The organism is Amnibacterium endophyticum (assembly GCF_042680685.1).
Taxonomy (GTDB): domain Bacteria; phylum Actinomycetota; class Actinomycetes; order Actinomycetales; family Microbacteriaceae; genus Amnibacterium; species Amnibacterium endophyticum.
The window spans coordinates 43,794-58,770 of the sequence record NZ_JBHUEA010000022.1; the positions used below are offsets into that span (position 1 = coordinate 43,794).

12 protein-coding genes are annotated in these 14,977 nt (G+C 73.5%); 8 read left to right on the plus strand and 4 right to left on the minus strand.

From position 1 onward, the window contains the following. Positions 1 to 40: 40 nt before the first annotated feature. Together ACFSBI_RS13460 and ACFSBI_RS13465 are read left to right on the plus strand one after the other, a co-directional pair. The gene (locus ACFSBI_RS13460) at positions 41 to 610 is read left to right on the plus strand and encodes an ArsR/SmtB family transcription factor (RefSeq protein ID WP_377935760.1); all 570 of its coding nucleotides are present in this window, start codon (positions 41 to 43) and stop codon (positions 608 to 610) included. A gap of 322 nt (positions 611 to 932) precedes the next feature. Next, positions 933 to 1,184, plus strand: coding sequence for a hypothetical protein (locus ACFSBI_RS13465; RefSeq protein WP_377935762.1), 252 nt, complete (start codon positions 933 to 935; stop codon positions 1,182 to 1,184). Between the two features lie 75 nt (positions 1,185 to 1,259). Here the strand turns inward: ACFSBI_RS13465 and ACFSBI_RS13470 are convergent, their stop codons facing one another. The 3 genes from ACFSBI_RS13470 to valS are packed head-to-tail and all read right to left on the minus strand — an operon-like array spanning position 1,260 to position 4,560. Further along, positions 1,260 to 1,514, minus strand: coding sequence for a hypothetical protein (locus ACFSBI_RS13470; protein ID WP_377935764.1), 255 nt, complete (start codon positions 1,512 to 1,514; stop codon positions 1,260 to 1,262). Next, positions 1,514 to 1,960 carry a GNAT family N-acetyltransferase gene (locus ACFSBI_RS13475; RefSeq protein WP_377935766.1) on the minus strand — a complete coding sequence of 149 codons (447 nt, stop codon included), beginning with the start codon at positions 1,958 to 1,960 and terminating at the stop codon, positions 1,514 to 1,516. The genes ACFSBI_RS13470 and ACFSBI_RS13475 overlap by 1 nt, the downstream gene beginning before the upstream one ends. Further along, positions 1,957 to 4,560: a valine--tRNA ligase gene (valS, locus tag ACFSBI_RS13480; protein WP_377935768.1), complete on the minus strand. Its 2,604-nt coding sequence runs from the start codon at positions 4,558 to 4,560 to the stop codon at positions 1,957 to 1,959. Before valS ends, ACFSBI_RS13475 begins: the two co-directional genes overlap by 4 nt. Before the next feature lie 133 nt (positions 4,561 to 4,693). On the opposite strand from valS, the gene ACFSBI_RS13485 reads away from it, so the two are divergent. The 5 genes from ACFSBI_RS13485 to ndk all read left to right on the plus strand — a co-directional run bounded on the left by ACFSBI_RS13485 (position 4,694) and on the right by ndk (position 11,775). Next, the gene (locus ACFSBI_RS13485) at positions 4,694 to 5,881 is read left to right on the plus strand and encodes an MFS transporter (protein ID WP_377935770.1); all 1,188 of its coding nucleotides are present in this window, start codon (positions 4,694 to 4,696) and stop codon (positions 5,879 to 5,881) included. A gap of 390 nt (positions 5,882 to 6,271) precedes the next feature. Then, on the plus strand, positions 6,272 to 9,616 hold the full coding sequence (ileS, locus tag ACFSBI_RS13490; protein WP_377935772.1) for an isoleucine--tRNA ligase: 3,345 nt from the start codon (positions 6,272 to 6,274) through the stop codon (positions 9,614 to 9,616). Then, positions 9,609 to 10,961 (plus strand): bifunctional folylpolyglutamate synthase/dihydrofolate synthase, encoded by a 1,353-nt coding sequence (locus tag ACFSBI_RS13495; protein WP_377935774.1) that lies wholly within the window; start codon positions 9,609 to 9,611, stop codon positions 10,959 to 10,961. The genes ileS and ACFSBI_RS13495 overlap by 8 nt, the downstream gene beginning before the upstream one ends. Next, positions 10,958 to 11,329, plus strand: coding sequence for a DUF4233 domain-containing protein (locus ACFSBI_RS13500; protein WP_377935776.1), 372 nt, complete (start codon positions 10,958 to 10,960; stop codon positions 11,327 to 11,329). Before ACFSBI_RS13495 ends, ACFSBI_RS13500 begins: the two co-directional genes overlap by 4 nt. 29 nt (positions 11,330 to 11,358) lie before the next feature. Further along, positions 11,359 to 11,775 carry a nucleoside-diphosphate kinase gene (gene ndk / locus ACFSBI_RS13505; RefSeq protein WP_377935778.1) on the plus strand — a complete coding sequence of 139 codons (417 nt, stop codon included), beginning with the start codon at positions 11,359 to 11,361 and terminating at the stop codon, positions 11,773 to 11,775. A gap of 250 nt (positions 11,776 to 12,025) precedes the next feature. On the opposite strand, the gene ACFSBI_RS13510 is transcribed toward ndk, so the two are convergent. Then, positions 12,026 to 12,625: a vitamin K epoxide reductase family protein gene (locus tag ACFSBI_RS13510; RefSeq protein ID WP_377935780.1), complete on the minus strand. Its 600-nt coding sequence runs from the start codon at positions 12,623 to 12,625 to the stop codon at positions 12,026 to 12,028. A 281-nt stretch (positions 12,626 to 12,906) separates the two neighbouring features. Between ACFSBI_RS13510 and ACFSBI_RS13515 the strand changes: the two genes are divergently transcribed. After that, positions 12,907 to 14,977 (plus strand): Rne/Rng family ribonuclease (locus ACFSBI_RS13515; RefSeq protein ID WP_377935782.1); only part of this gene is annotated, 2,071 nt, incomplete at its 3' end.

A 14,977-nucleotide genomic window follows, 5' to 3' on the forward strand; every position in this document is an offset into this window, starting at 1 on the left:
CTGCTTGCAAAGATATCTCTGCAAAGCTATCCTTGCGTTCATGACCGATGAGGAGCCGCGCCGGCTCGAGGTGGACGCGCTGAAGGCGCTCGCCCACCCGCTGCGCGTGCGGATCTTCAGCGAGCTCAGCACCTTCGGGCCCGCCACGGCCTCGGCGCTGGGGGAGCGGTTCGGCGAGTCGAGCGGTTCGACCAGCTACCACCTGCGGCAGCTCGAGAAGCACGGCTTCGTCCGCGAGGACGAGTCGCTCGGCAACGGCCGCGAGCGCTGGTGGGAGCGGGTGCCCGGGCCCGTCGAGCTCACCGCCGGGCAGGGGAGCGCGCGGGACGCGGAGAACCTGGTCGAGATGGAGTTCGCCAGGCTCGAGGACCAGCGGTTCGCGGACTACTGGCTGCAGCGCGAGCAGCTCGGGGAGGCGTGGCTCGCGGCCGCGCAGGCGAACTCGTCCAACGTGCTGCTCGACCCGGCCGAGCTCGAGCAGCTGGGCCGAGAGGTGGCGGCCGTGATGCAGCGCTACCGCGGTCGGCCCGACGACGGCACCCGGCGCCGCGTCGAGCTCGTCTTCCGCGGGTTCCCGGTCGTGCGCCCGGACGACGACGGCCCGACATGATCCGGCGCGCCTCTTGCCCCGCCGGGGGGCCGGGCGCTACGGTGACCGGACGCCGACACCAGGAAGGAGCGTGATCCCCATGCAGCCGATGATCTCCATCGCCGCGCCGGTGCACGCCCTCCTCGGCCGTCAGTGCTCCTGACCGCTGGTTGAGACCGGGGCCTCCGCCCCCTCCCGCGCAGCAGCACCCGTCCGTCACGACGCCCGCTCGTGACGCCGCGCCGACTCCGGCGCCCATCGCCCGATCCCGGGCACCCGTCCGTGCGCGCCCGCGCCGGAACGCGAAGGACCGACCGGTCCGAAGAGAACAGAAGGAACCACCATGCCCACGATGCATGCACTGCAGGACGAGCGGGCGCAGGGCACCGCTCAGCGGTTCGGCGAGCTGCCGGCCCTGAGCACCGTCGACCGCGTCGCGCTCCGGCTCGGCCTGGCACTGATCCTGTGGGGTCAGCAGCACGCCGAGCGCCAGGAGCTCGCCGCCACGGCGCAGCGGAACCGGGCGGCGGAGCGCGCCTCCGCCGACGTGCGGGACGCCCTCGAGCGTCGCGCCTGGTCCGGCCCCACCTGGTGAACCCGCCCGAGCACGAAGGCCCCGTCGCGATCGCGACGGGGCCTTCGTCCGTTCCGGGCTCGGACCCGCCGGGGCTCAGTCCTCGTCGGCGGTGTCGAGGTCGACCGAGGTGACGAGCGCGACGTCCTCCGCGGTCAGCCGGATGCGCGTCCCGTCGTCGAGGTCGACGATCGGCGAGCCCTCGAGGTAGGTCAGGGTCCAGCCCCAGCCGTCCGTGTCCTGACCCGCCTCGGCCAGCTCCGTCTCGACGGAGCGGACCGCGGCGCGCACCGGCTCGGGCAGCCGCTCGGGGGCGCTCGCCCCGAGCGCCCAGCGCGTGCCGAGCTGCATCAGGCGACCGGCAGGCTCTGCAGCACCCAGCCGCCGGCCGAGGCGGCGAACTTCTCCTGCAGCGCCTTGGCGGCCGGGTCGTCCTGCTTCGCGACCCAGCGCAGCCGGCCGAGCCCGTCGCTCTCGGCCCGCGTCCGCACGTGCTCGATCAGCGCGGTCGCGACGCCCTGCCGCCGCGCGTCCTGCGACACGAAGAGGTCCTCGACCTCGTAGGCCGCCTCCTCCGTCAGCAGGCGCTCGACGCGGCGCACGTGCACCAGGCCGACCACCGAGCCGCCCTCGTCGTGGGCCACCAGCCCGAAGGACCCGGGCGCCTGCACCGCCGTGAACACGCGCATCACGTGCTCGTCCGACAGCGTCACGTCGTTGCTCGCGGCGTACTCCGCGAGCAGGGAGTACCAGGCGAAGAACTCCCGCTCGCCCAGCGCGCTGATGGTCACCGTCATGCGTCCTGCACCTCATCCGACTCGTCCGCGGCGAACACGACGTCGGAGACCTCCACGTCGTCCCCGCGTGTCCTGAAAGACATCGATCGGATGCGACCCGCCGCCCCCACGTCGCCGGCCACGAGCTCGATCCGCTGGACGAGGGCCTCGGGGCCGCTGATCGTGATGGATGCTACCGGGGTCTTCTGCGATGCCTTCATCTCCGTCTTCGCGCGCCGGATCCCGATCAGCGCGGATCCTGCGGCGTCGAGCAGCGCGGCGTCGCCGCCGAGGTCCGACGGCACGGGCCAGGCGGTCGTGTGCAGCGAGCCCTCGTGCGACCAGCTCCACGCCTCCTCCGTCGCGAAGGGCAGGTACGGCGCGAGCAGCCCGAGCAGCGTGTCGAGCGCGATCCGGAGCGCGGCGGCGGCGGAGTCGCGGCCGGGGCCCTCGCCGTAGGCCCGCTCCTTGACGAGCTCGAGGTGGTCGTCGCAGAAGGTCCAGAAGAACGGCTCGACGACCTCGAGCGCCCGCGCGTGGTCGGCCGCGTCGAAGGCGCGGGTCGCCTGGCGCACCACGTCGTCGAGCGCGGCGAGCATGCCGAGGTCGAGCGGCTCGACCACGAGGCCGGCGTCCGGCTCGCTGTCGAAGCCGAGCACGAACTTCGCCGCGTTCAGCACCTTGATCGCGAGCCGGCGGCCCTTCCGCATCTGCGTGGGGTTCTGCACGTCGAGCGCCGCGTCGGTGCCGAGGCGGCTGGAGGCCGCCCAGTAGCGCACCGCGTCCGACCCGTGCTGCTCGAGGATGTCCGCCGGCGTCACGACGTTGCCCTTCGACTTCGACATCTTCTTGCGGTCGGGGTCGACGATGAAGCCGCTGATGTTCGTGCTCCGCCACGGCAGCTCGCCGTGCGCCAGCTCGCTGCGCAGCAGGGTCGAGAACAGCCAGGTGCGGATGATGTCCTGCCCCTGCGGGCGGAGGTCGAAGGGGAACACCGTCTCCCACAGCGCGGGGTCGTCGAGCCAGCCGCCCGCGAGCTGGGGCGTCAGCGACGAGGTCGCCCAGGTGTCGAGCACGTCCGGCTCGCCCGTGAAGCCCCCCGGCTGCCCGCGCTGCGCCTCCTCGAAGCCGGGCGGCACGTCGGTGTACGGGTCGAGCGGCAGCTGCGCCGCCTCGGGCAGCAGCACCTCGTCGAACAGCGGGTTCCCGTCCTCGTCGAGCCGGTACCAGACCGGGATCGGCACGCCGAAGAAGCGCTGACGGCTGACCAGCCAGTCGCCGGTCAGCCCGCCGACCCAGTTCTCGTAGCGGACGCGCATGAAGTCGGGCACGAACTCGAGCCGCTTCCCGGCGGCCTGCAGCCGCTCGCGCAGCGCCTCGTCCCGGCCGCCGTTCGTCAGGTACCACTGCCGCGTCGTGACGATCTCGAGGGGGCGGTCGCCCTTCTCGTAGAACTTCACCGGGTGGGTGATCCTCCGCGGCTCCCCGAGCAGGGCGCCGCGCTCCCGTAGCAGCTCCACGACCGCGGTGCGGGCGGAGAACACGGTCTTGCCGGCGAGCTCGGCGTACGCCTCCCGGCCGGCCGACGACTCGATCGCGGCGGGCGCCTCGGGCAGGAAGCGGCCGTCGAACCCGATCACCGCGCGGGTGGGCAGGGAGAGGTCGCGCCACCAGGTCACGTCGGTCAGGTCGCCGAAGGTGCAGATCATGGCGATGCCGGTGCCCTTGTCGGGCTGCGCCAGCGGGTGCTGCAGCACCGGCACCTCGACGCCGAAGACGGGGCTCGTCACCGTGCGGCCCGCGAGCGCGGCGTACCGCTCGTCGTCGGGGTGCGCGACGAGCGCCACGCAGGCGGGCAGCAGCTCGGGGCGCGTCGACTCGATGACCACCTGGCCGTCCGGGCCCTCGAACGCGATCGTGTGGTACGCGCCGGGCTGCTCCCGGTCCTCCAGCTCGGCCTGCGCCACGGCGGAGCGGAAGGTCGTGTCCCAGAGGCTCGGCGCCTCGGCCTGGTAGGCCTCGCCGCGCTCGAGGTTGTCGAGGAACGCGCGCTGGCTCGCGGCGCGCGAGCGGTCGTCGATGGTGCGGTAGGTCTGGCGCCAGTCGATCGAGAGGCCGGCGAGGCGGAAGACCTCCTCGAACTTCTGCTCGTCCTCGACGGTGAGCCGCTCGCACAGCTCGATGAAGTTCCGGCGGCTGATCGGCACCTGGTCGCCGGGCCGGGTCGACTTCGCGTCCCCCTCGGCGGGCGGCGTGAAGCCCGGGTCGTAGGGCAGGTTCGGGTCGCAGCGGACGCCGTAGTAGTTCTGCACCCGCCGCTCGGTCGGCAGGCCGTTGTCGTCCCAGCCCATCGGGTAGAACACCCGGTCGCCCCGCATGCGGCGGTAGCGGGCGAGCAGGTCGGTGTGCGTGTAGGAGAACACGTGCCCGATGTGCAGCGAGCCGCTCGCCGTCGGCGGCGGGGTGTCGATCGAGAAGACCCCCGCGCGACCGCCCTCGGTGCCGGGGAACAGGTAGACGCCCTGCTCCTCCCACGCCGCGGACCACTTGGCCTCCAGCCCCTCCAGGGAGGGCTTGTCCGGCACCCCGAAGGCGTTCCGGGCGGGTGCGGTCGTCGACATGGAGGGACCTCGTCTCACGGTGTGGGCGGCACCGCGTGGCTGGTGCCTCAGATGTCCGCCTTCCTCAGGCGGTGCGGCAAGCCTACGGCCGGGTTCGCGGATCCGCATTTCCTGAGGGGCCTAGCGTGAGGCCGTGGGGGAGCGCGGCTGGTGGCGGGTCGCGCCCGCGCTGCTGATGGTGGCGTGGGGCGGCAACCACTTCTCGCCCCTGCTGCTGCTGTACCGGCAGCAGCAGGGCTACACGCAGGTCGAGGTCGACCTGCTCTTCGCCGTGTACATCGTCGGGATCATCCCCGGCTTCCTCGTCGTCGGCCCGCTGTCGGACCGCTTCGGCCGCAAGCCGGTCGTCGGGGCGGGGCTCGTCCTCGGCTGCCTCGGCAGCGTCGTCCTGGCGCTCGGCGCGACCGCCCTCCCGGTCCTCGCGGTCGGCCGCTTCGTCAGCGGCGTCAGCGTCGCCGCCGCGATGGTGGCCGGCAGCTCGTGGATCAAGGAGCTGTCCGCCGGCGTCGCCGCCCCGGCGGCCGCGCGGCGGGCGTCGCTGACCCTCACCGCCGGGTTCGGGCTGGGACCCGCGGTGTCCGGCTCGATCGCGCAGTGGGGGCCTGCGCCGACCGTGCTGCCGTACGTCGTCCACGCGGTGCTGTCGGTCGCCGCCGCCGTGCCGTTCGTGCTCGCCCGCGAGACCCGCGCGCCCCGGGAGCCCGGCGCGCTCCGTCGTCCCGGGCCCGTGCCGCGGGCGGTGCGGCAGCGCTTCACCCGGGTGGTCGCACCGGCGGCGCCCTGGGTGTTCGGGTGCGCCGCCGTCGCCTTCGCGACGATCCCCTCCCTCGTCGCCTCGAGGACGGGCGGCGGCGCGATCGCCTACGCGACGCTGCTGGCGGTCGTGGGGCTCGCCGCGGGTGCTGCGGTGCAGCCGTTCGCCGCGCGCATCGGTGCGGCGACCGGCGGCCGGCAGCTCGTCGTCGGGCTCTCGGTCGCCGTCGTCGGCATGCTGCTCGCGGCGCTGGTCGCCCTCAACGGGTCACCGCTGCTCGGCGTGCCCGCGGCGCTGGTGCTCGGCGCGGGCTACGGCGTCTGCATCGTGTCCGGGCTGACGGAGGTTCAGCGGATGGCGCCGGCCGAGCACCTCGCCGCGCTCACCGCCGTCTACTACGCCCTCACCTACCTCGGCTTCCTGCTGCCCGTGCTGCTCGCAGCGCTCGCCGCGGTCGTGCCGGAGCCCGTGCTGCTGATCCTCCTTGCCGTGGTCGTCGCGGCCTGCCTGGCAGCGGTCGCCCGCGGCCTGCGCGGCGGGTCGCGTCCGGCGGATGCACGCGCCTGATCGGCTCCGCTCGTGCCGGCCCGCGATGCCGCCTTCGTCCGCGGCGTTCCCCGTCGGAAGCGGTGCGCTGCTGTCGGATCCGGTGCACCTGGAGCCACCGAGCGGGCACCGTTCCCGCCGTGCATGCACCGTTGCCGACACCTTGCCGCGCCTCGGTTCGGAGCGGCGTCGAAAGGGCCCGCGCCCGGCGGTACGATCTCCGCCAGCGACTGCGATCCGGCCATCACCGGGGAGTCCCCGGAAGAACGCCGCGAGGCAAGTAGAACCGGGCGGGGGCGGCCCGTCACAGCCGAGTGAGAGCGGGCGGCGCGAGCCGTCAAGCGGGGTGGTACCGCGTCGAGGAGGCGTCCCCGTGCACAGCGTTGATCGAAGACGTGCACGGAGGACCAGATGACCTACCCGAAGGACGGCGGCGACCGCGTCAGCCCGAGCCCGGCCTTCCCCACGATCGAGCAGGAGGTGCTGGCCCACTGGGCGGCCGACGACACCTTCCGGGCGTCGATCGCGCAGCGCGAGGGCGCGCCCGAGTGGGTCTTCTACGACGGCCCGCCCTTCGCGAACGGGCTGCCGCACTACGGGCACCTGCTCACCGGCTACGCGAAGGACGCCTTTCCCCGCTACCAGACCATGCGCGGCAAGCAGGTGCACCGCCGCTTCGGCTGGGACACGCACGGCCTGCCGGCCGAGCTCGAGGCGATGCGCCAGCTCGGCATCACGACCAAGGACGAGATCGAGGCGATGGGCGTCGGCGTCTTCAACGCCGCGGCCCGAGCGAGCGTGCTCAAGTACACCGACGAGTGGCGCGCCTACGTCACCCGCCAGGCGCGCTGGGTCGACTTCGACGACGACTACAAGACGCTCGACCCGTCCTTCATGGAGAGCGTGCTCTGGGCGTTCAAGACCCTGCACGACCGCGGCCTCGCCTACGAGGGCTTCCGCGTGCTCCCGTACTGCTGGAACGACGAGACGCCGCTGTCCACCCACGAGCTGCGGATGGACGACGACGTCTACCAGCGCCGCCAGGACCCGTCCGTGACGGTGACCTTCCCGCTGGTGGGGGAGCGGGCGGAGGCGCTCGGGCTGACCGCCGTGCGGGCCCTCGCCTGGACGACCACGCCCTGGACGCTGCCCACGAACCTCGCGCTCGCGGTCGGCCCCGAGATCGAGTACGCCGTCGTGCCCGGCGGCCCGGCCGGCACCGCGGACAGCGAGACCGCGCCCGGTGCCGAGGTGCTGGGCGCCGACTACCTGATCGCGCTCGCCCGCGTCGGCGACTACGCGAAGGAGCTCGGCTACGACTCCGCCGACGCCGCCCGCGCCGCCGTGCGCCGGACCGTGCGCGGCGCCGAGCTGGCGGACGTGCAGTACGTGCGGCTCTGGGACGTCTACGCCGACACGGAGGTCTGGGGCACGGGCGCCGCGTGGCGGCTGCTCGTCGCCGACTACGTGTCGACCGAGGAGGGCACGGGCGTCGTGCACCAGGCGCCCGCCTACGGCGAGGACGACCAGCTGGTCTGCACCGCGGCCGGCATCCCGACGATCATCTCCGTCGACGAGAAGGCACGCTTCCTGCCGATGTTCACGGGCACGGAGCTGGAGGCCGTCGCCGGCCTGCAGGTGTTCGAGGCGAACCGGCCGCTGATCCGCGCGCTCCGGGCGAAGGGCCGCCTGCTGCAGGAGCGCTCCTACGAGCACAGCTACCCGCACTGCTGGCGCTGCCGCCGCCCGCTGATCTACAAGGCGGTCAGCAGCTGGTTCGTGCGCGTCACCGCCTACCGCGACCGCATGGTGGAGCTGAACCAGCGGATCACCTGGGTGCCGGACAACGTCAAGGACGGCCAGTTCGGCAAGTGGCTCGCCGGCGCCCGCGACTGGTCCGTCAGCCGCAACCGGTACTGGGGCAGCCCGATCCCGGTGTGGCGCAGCGACGACCCGGAGCACCCCCGCACCGACGTCTACGGGTCGCTCGAGGAGCTGGAGCGCGACTTCGGGCGCCTGCCGGTGAACGAGGACGGCGAGGTCGACCTGCACCGTCCCTACATCGACGCGCTGACCCGCCCGAACCCCGACGACCCGACGGGGCGCAGCACGATGCGGCGCATCGAGGACGTGCTCGACGTCTGGTTCGACAGCGGTTCGATGCCGTACGGCCAGGTGCACCACCCGTTCGAGCACGCGGACTGGTTCGACTCCCACACGCCCGCCGACTTCATCGTCGAGTACATCGGCCAGACCCGCGGGTGGTTCTACACGCTGCACGCGCTGTCGTCCGCGCTGTTCGACCGGCCCGCGTTCAAGACCGTGGTCAGCCACGGCATCGTGCTCGGCGACGACGGGCAGAAGATGTCGAAGTCCCTGCGGAACTACCCGGACGTCGCCGAGGTCTTCGACCGCGACGGGTCCGACGCGATGCGCTGGTTCCTGCTGTCCAGCCCGGTGCTGCGCGGCGGCAATCTCATCGTCACCGAGGAGGGGATCCGCGAGGGCGTGCGGCAGGTGCTGCTGCCGCTCTGGAGCACCTGGTACTTCTTCACGCTCTACGCGGGCGCGGAGGGGATCGAGGGGCGCTGGCGCACCGACTCCACGCACCGCCTCGACCGCCACGTCCTGGCCGCCACCCGGCGCCTCGTCGAGCGCGTCGGCGAGCAGCTCGACGCCTTCGACACCGCGGGCGCCGCGCAGACGCTGCGCGAGTTCATGGACCTCGTGACGAACGGGTACGTGCGCCGCAACCGGGACCGCTTCTGGGCCGCCCGCGAGGCCGGCGCACCGCTGCCGGCGGACTCCGTCGACGCCTTCGACACCCTGTTCACGGTGCTCGAGACCGTCTGCCGCGTCGCGGCGCCGCTGCTCCCGCTCGTCGCCGAGAAGGTGTGGCGCGGGCTCACCGGCGGCCGCAGCGTCCACCTGACGGACTGGCCCGAGGCCGCCGCGTTCCCGGACGACCCGGACCTGCTGGAGCGCCTCGCCCGTGTGGACGAGGTCGTCTCCACCGGCCTCGCGCTCCGCAAGCAGGCCGGCCGCCGCGTGCGGCTGCCGCTCGACCGGCTCGTCGTCGTCGCCGCCGACGCGGACCGGCTCGCCGAGGACGGCGCGGACCTGCTGCGCGAGGAGCTGAACGTCAAGCGCGTCGAGGTGCGGCCGGAGGACGCCGGCGCCGCCGAGCGGTACGGCATCAGCCGCCGGCTGACCGTGAACGCCCGCGCGCTCGGTCCCCGCATCGGCCGCGAGGTGCAGGCCGTGATCAAGGCCGCGAAGGCGGGCGACTGGGTCGCTGAAGGGGAGGGCGTCGCCGTCGGCGGCGTGCCGCTGCTGCCCGGGGAGTACGAGCTGGTGCTCGAGCGCTCCGAGGGCGCCTCGGACGAGGCGCTCGGGCTGCTGCCCTCCGGCGGCTTCGTGCTGCTCGACACGGCGGTGACCGCCGAGCTCGAGCGGGAGGGGCGCGCCCGCGACCTCATCCGGGACGTCCAGCAGGCGCGGCGGGCGGCCGGGCTCGACGTCGGCGACCGCATCGACCTCGCCGTGCAGGGCGACGAGGGGCTGCGCGCGGTGCTGGCCGAGCACGGCGACCTGATCGCGGGGGAGGTGCTGGCGACCTCCCTCGACGTCTCGCCGGCGGACCCGGGCACGGGCGACCGCGTGCTGCGCTGGCCGGACGGGCACCTCGTGGTGCTCGACGGCGGCGCCGCGCGCTTCGAGCTGCGCCGCGCGGGAGGGAGCGTCCTCGATGCCTGAGACCGACCTCGACCGCATGCTCGACGAGATCTACGGCCGCGTCGGCGAGGTCGCGCCGCAGCCGCGGCTCGACGCGACCAGGCGGGCCCTCGAGCTGCTCGGCGACCCGCAGCGGACCTTCCCGATCGTGCACATCACGGGCACGAACGGGAAGACCTCCACCGCCCGCATCACGGAGAGCCTGCTGCGCGCCCACGGCCTGCGCACCGGGCTCTTCACGAGCCCGGACCTCGGCTACCTCGGCGAGCGGATCGTGGTCGACGGCGAGCCGATCGCGCCGGAGGCGCTCGTCGCCGCGTGGGACGACGTGCAGCAGGTGCTGCGGCTCGCGGACGGCGAGCTGGCCGGCCGGGGCGAGCCGCCGCTCACGTTCTTCGAGGCGCTGACGGTCCTCGCGTTCGCGGTCTTCGCGGACGCCCCGATCGACGTCGGCGTCATCGAGGTCGGCATGGGCGGCGAGTGGGACTCCACCAACGTCGCGGACGGGCAGGTCGCGGTGCTGACCCCGGTCGACCTCGACCACACCAAGCGGCTCGGCGACACCGTCGCCGAGATCGCCCGCACCAAGAGCGGCATCGTGAAGCCGGGCGCCGCGGTCGTCGCGGCCGCGCAGGCGCCCGAGGCGCTCGCCGAGATCGAGCGCGCCGTCGAGCTGAGCGAGGGGACGCTGAGCCTCGAGGGCCGCGACTTCCGCGTGCTTCGGCGCACCCCCGCCGTCGGCGGCCAGCTGATCGACGTGCAGGGGCGTGCGGGCCGCTACGACGGCCTGCTGGTCCCGCTGCTCGGGGCGCACCAGGCCCAGAACGCGGACGTCGCCATCGCCGCGGTGGAGACGTTCCTCGGCGACGGCGCCCGCCCGATCGTCGGCGACGTGCTGCAGGAGGGCCTCGCCGCGGCGACCTCGCCCGGCCGGCTGCAGGTCGCCGCCTCCGACCCCGTGGTCGTCGTCGACGCCGCGCACAACCCGCACGGCGTGCGCGCCATGGTCGCCGGGCTCGCCGAGGCCTTCCCGTTCTCGCGCCTCGTCGCCGTCGTCGCGGTGCTCGACGACAAGGACGCGCCCGGCATGATCCGCGCCGCCGCCGACGCGGTCGACGAGTTCGTCGTCACCACCGCGCCCTCCGACCGGGCGACCGATCCGGACGCGCTCGCGGCGACGGTGGTCGACGTCGTCGGGGCCGACCGGGTCGTCGTCGAACCGGAGCTGGAGCGGGCCCTGGAGGCCGCGCGCGAGCTCGCCGACGACGCGGAGCCCGGCGAGGAGGGGCAGCGCGGCGGCGTCGTCGTGTTCGGCTCCATCACCCTCGTCGCACGCGCGCTCGAGCTGCTGCGGGCGGAGCGATGAGCGACCGCCCGGGGCGACCGGGGCGACCGCGGCGGCCGCGCAGCGTCACGGCCAGCCTCGCCCAGATCGTGCTCGCCTTCGAGTTCGTCGTCGTCGCCCTGTCCACGCTCGTCGTCTTCGGGCTCCGCGCGCTGCCCGCCGGCCTCAGCCTCGTCGGCGGCGGCGTCCTGCTGGTGCTGATCGTGATCGCCGCCGGCCTCGCGACCCGCCGGGCCGGCATCGCGCTCGGCTGGGCCGTCCAGGTGCTGTTCGTCGCCGGCGTCGTGCTCAACCTCGGCGTCGGCATCGTCGGCCTCATCTTCGGCGCGCTCTGGACCTACAGCATGATTGTCGGCGGGCGGATCGACCGGCGGAACGCCGCCGCCTGACCCGCAGCAGCCTGAACGAAGGAGAGCCCGTGCCCGAGATCGAGGAGACCCTGGTGCTGGTGAAGCCGGACGGCGTCGCCCGCAACCTGACCGGCGAGGTCCTGCGCCGCATCGAGGCGAAGGGCTACAGCATCACCGACCTGAAGATGGTCCAGGCGCAGCGCGCCCTGCTCGAGCAGCACTACGCCGAGCACGAGGGCAAGCCGTTCTACGAGCCCCTCGTCGAGTTCATGCAGTCCGGCCCCATCGTCGCCGTCCGCGTCGCCGGCCAGCGCGTCATCGAGGGCTTCCGCTCCCTCGCCGGCGCCACCGACCCCACCGCCGCCGCGCCCGGCACCATCCGCGGCGACCTCGGCCGCGACTGGGGCCTCAAGGTGCAGCAGAACCTCGTCCACGGCAGCGACTCCCCGGAGTCCGCCGCCCGCGAGCTCGCGCTCTGGTTCTGAGCCCATAGGGAGCGGCCGTGGCGCGACCGGCTTCGCCGGCCCCGCCACGGCCGCTTCGTCGACTCCGTCGCCGAGCTTCGGCGCCATGAGGCGCCGGGGCGCTGTGCGCCCTCCGCGGGTGATGTGCGCCGCGGACGCGACCTGCTCCGCAGGCCCCGTCCGCGGCGAGCGCTTCGCGCCGCCCACCGCTGGTCGAGGTGCGGAGCGCAGCGAAGCCTCGAGACCACCTCGACCCGCTGGTGGAGCGACGTCAGAAGATGTTGTTGAGGGCGTCCAGGCGGACCTGCGCGATCACCACGAAGATCACGTAGACCACGATCGTGACGATCGTCAGCCAGCCGAACAGCGCGCCGGCGACCCGGGACGCGGTGCGGCCGAGCGGGAGGTTGCCCTCCCTGACGTTGTACAGCGTGACGCCGAGCGACATCGGGATCACGACCGCCCACACCACCATGCACCACGGGCAGAGCGTCTTCAGGTTGAAGACGCTCTGCGTCATCAACCAGGCGACGAAGCCGATGGCGAAGGCCATGCCGAGGTTGAAGACCGCCCAGAACCAGCGCGGGAACCGGGCGCCGGCGAGCGACGCGACCCCGACGAAGATGGGCGCGGGGAACATCATCAGCCCGAGCAGAGGGTTCGGGAAGCCGAAGACCGAGCCCTCCGGGGACTTGAGGTTCACGCCGCACTGCACGAGCACCGACACGTTGCAGCCCGGCTGGAAGTTCGGGTCCTCGAGGATCGCGATCTTGTCGAGCGTCAGCGCGAAGGCGGCGACGAGGCCGATCGCGCCGCCGACCACGAGCAGGATCGACAGGGGGATCGAAGGCCGTCGCATCCGCTCGATCACGCCGTCGAGTATCACACCGGTCCTGGACTCCGGGCGCTCGACCCGGCGCGTGCGATACTGCCTCTTAGGTTCCCGGCGCAGCCCGCATCGGGGGTCGAACGCTTCGACAGGTCCGCGATGGAAAGCGGGCCGACGCCCGGCACGGGCACGGCGCTTGTCCCGCCACCGGTCACCGACAGGTGCCCGACACGGAGAACGAGGATTCGGCACGGTGGAGACGCCGTCGCCGCGCAGATGCCCGGAGGCGGCCTCGCCGCATCCGCGTGAGGAGTGCACCAGCGATGGTGGAGTACCGCGAGAACGACCAGGAGCACGAGGACGTCGAGGGGGAGGCCGCGCCGCGACGGCGCAGCACCTACCGGGCGATGCCGACGACGGACGAGGTGACCCCGCCCGCGCCGCTGCCCGCACCGAGCGACGCCGACGGCGACGGGGCGCCCGACGCCGCCGACGAGCAGTCCGAGGGCGACGTGATCGTCCCGGCAGACGCGTCGTCGACCGAGCCCTCGGGCGACGACGCCGAGGCGTCGCAGGAGCCGCAGCAGCCCGCGCGGCCGGCCCTCGCCGTGCTCTTCCAGGCGCCGCCGCCGGTGCCGCGCTCCGCCGGAGGCGGCCGTCCGGCCCCGCAGCGGGAGCGCGAGCCGGAGCCCGAGGACGAGCAGGACGAGGAGGAGCAGGGCGGTTCCGCCAGGCGCCGCCGCCGCTCCCGCCGCCGGGGCGCGCAGGAGGAGCAGGGCGACGGCGCCGCCGAGGTGGTCGCGAAGGCCAAGCCGCAGCGCGAGCCGATCACCGAGCCGCAGAAGGTCAAGGGCTCCACGCGCCTCGAGGCGAAGCGGCAGCGCCGGCGCGACGGCCGGGACGCCGGCCGGCGCCGCACCGTGGTCACCGAGGCCGAGTTCCTCGCCCGCCGCGAGGCCGTCGACCGCGTGATGCTCGTGCGCACGAACGACGACCGGGTCGAGATCGGCGTGCTCGAGGACGGGGTGCTCGCCGAGCACTACGTCGCGAAGCACCAGAACGTCTCCCTGATCGGCAACGTCTACCTCGGCCGGGTGCAGAACGTGCTGCCCTCGATGGAGGCCGCGTTCGTCGACATCGGCCGCGGCCGCAACGCCGTGCTGTACTCCGGCGAGGTCGACTGGGAGGCCGCGAGCGAGCGCCTCGGCGAGAAGGGCTCGCAGGCCCGCAAGATCGAGGTCGCGCTGAAGTCCGGCGACCAGGTGCTCGTCCAGGTGACGAAGGACCCGATCGGCCACAAGGGCGCCCGCCTCACCTCGGCGATCTCGCTGCCCGGCCGCTACCTCGTCTACGTGCCGAACGGCTCGATGTCGGGGATCAGCCGCAAGCTGCCGGACACCGAGCGCGCCCGGCTGAAGAAGATCCTGAAGGACGCGCTGCCCGACTCGGCCGGCGTCATCGTCCGCACCGCGGCCGAGGGCGCGACGGAGGAGCAGCTCACCATCGACGTGCAGCGGCTCGCGAACCAGTGGGCCGAGATCGAGCACCTCGTCGAGACGGCGCAGGCCCCGACGATGCTGCACGGCGAGCCGGACCTGCTCGTCAAGATCGTCCGCGACGTCTTCAACGAGGACTTCTCCAAGCTGATCGTCGAGGGCGAGCAGCCCCGCGCGACGATCGAGCGCTACCTGCAGCAGGTCGCGCCCGACCTGCTCGACCGGCTCGAGTCGTGGGAGGGCGAGGCCGACGTCTTCTCCGCCCACCGGGTCGTGGAGCAGATCGAGAAGGCGCTCGACCGCAAGGTGTGGCTGCCGTCCGGCGGCTCGCTCGTCATCGACCGCACCGAGGCGATGACCGTCATCGACGTCAACACGGGCAAGTTCGTCGGCTCCGGCGGCAACCTCGAGGAGACCGTCACCAAGAACAACCTCGAGGCGGCCGAGGAGATCGTGCGGCAGCTGCGGCTCCGCGACCTCGGCGGCATCATCGTCGTCGACTTCATCGACATGGTGCTCGAGTCGAACCGCGACCTGGTCCTGCGGCGGCTGGTGGAGTGCCTGTCCCGCGACCGCACCAAGCACCAGGTCGCCGAGGTCACCTCGCTCGGCCTCGTGCAGATGACCCGCAAGCGGCTCGGCATCGGGCTGGCGGAGTCGATCGGGGACGCCCCGGCGCCGGACGCGCGGGGCGAGTCGCGCCGCCGCCGCGGCGGCGGGCAGCAGCAGACGCCCCCGCCGCCGAAGCCCGCCTCGACGCACACGATCACGGACGGCGCGAAGACGGCGCTCGCGCAGATCGCGGCCTCCACGCTCGCGGGACGCCCGATCGACCAGGCGATCGCGGATGCCGAGCAGGACGCGCAGCAGGATGGCGCCGCGGCTCCCGAGCCGCAGG

What these genes read in the sequence shown, in the direction of transcription:
- ACFSBI_RS13460 (WP_377935760.1), top strand. Translation starts at nt 41, where the DNA reads ATGACCGATGAGGAGCCGCGCCGGCTCGAGGTGGACGCGCTGAAGGCG.
- ACFSBI_RS13465 (WP_377935762.1), top strand. Translation starts at nt 933, where the DNA reads ATGCCCACGATGCATGCACTGCAGGACGAGCGGGCGCAGGGCACCGCT.
- ACFSBI_RS13470 (WP_377935764.1), bottom strand. Translation starts at nt 1,514, where the DNA reads ATGCAGCTCGGCACGCGCTGGGCGCTCGGGGCGAGCGCCCCCGAGCGG.
- ACFSBI_RS13475 (WP_377935766.1), bottom strand. Translation starts at nt 1,960, where the DNA reads ATGACGGTGACCATCAGCGCGCTGGGCGAGCGGGAGTTCTTCGCCTGG.
- valS (WP_377935768.1), bottom strand. Translation starts at nt 4,560, where the DNA reads ATGTCGACGACCGCACCCGCCCGGAACGCCTTCGGGGTGCCGGACAAG.
- ileS (WP_377935772.1), top strand. Translation starts at nt 6,272, where the DNA reads ATGACCTACCCGAAGGACGGCGGCGACCGCGTCAGCCCGAGCCCGGCC.
- ACFSBI_RS13495 (WP_377935774.1), top strand. Translation starts at nt 9,609, where the DNA reads ATGCCTGAGACCGACCTCGACCGCATGCTCGACGAGATCTACGGCCGC.
- ACFSBI_RS13500 (WP_377935776.1), top strand. Translation starts at nt 10,958, where the DNA reads ATGAGCGACCGCCCGGGGCGACCGGGGCGACCGCGGCGGCCGCGCAGC.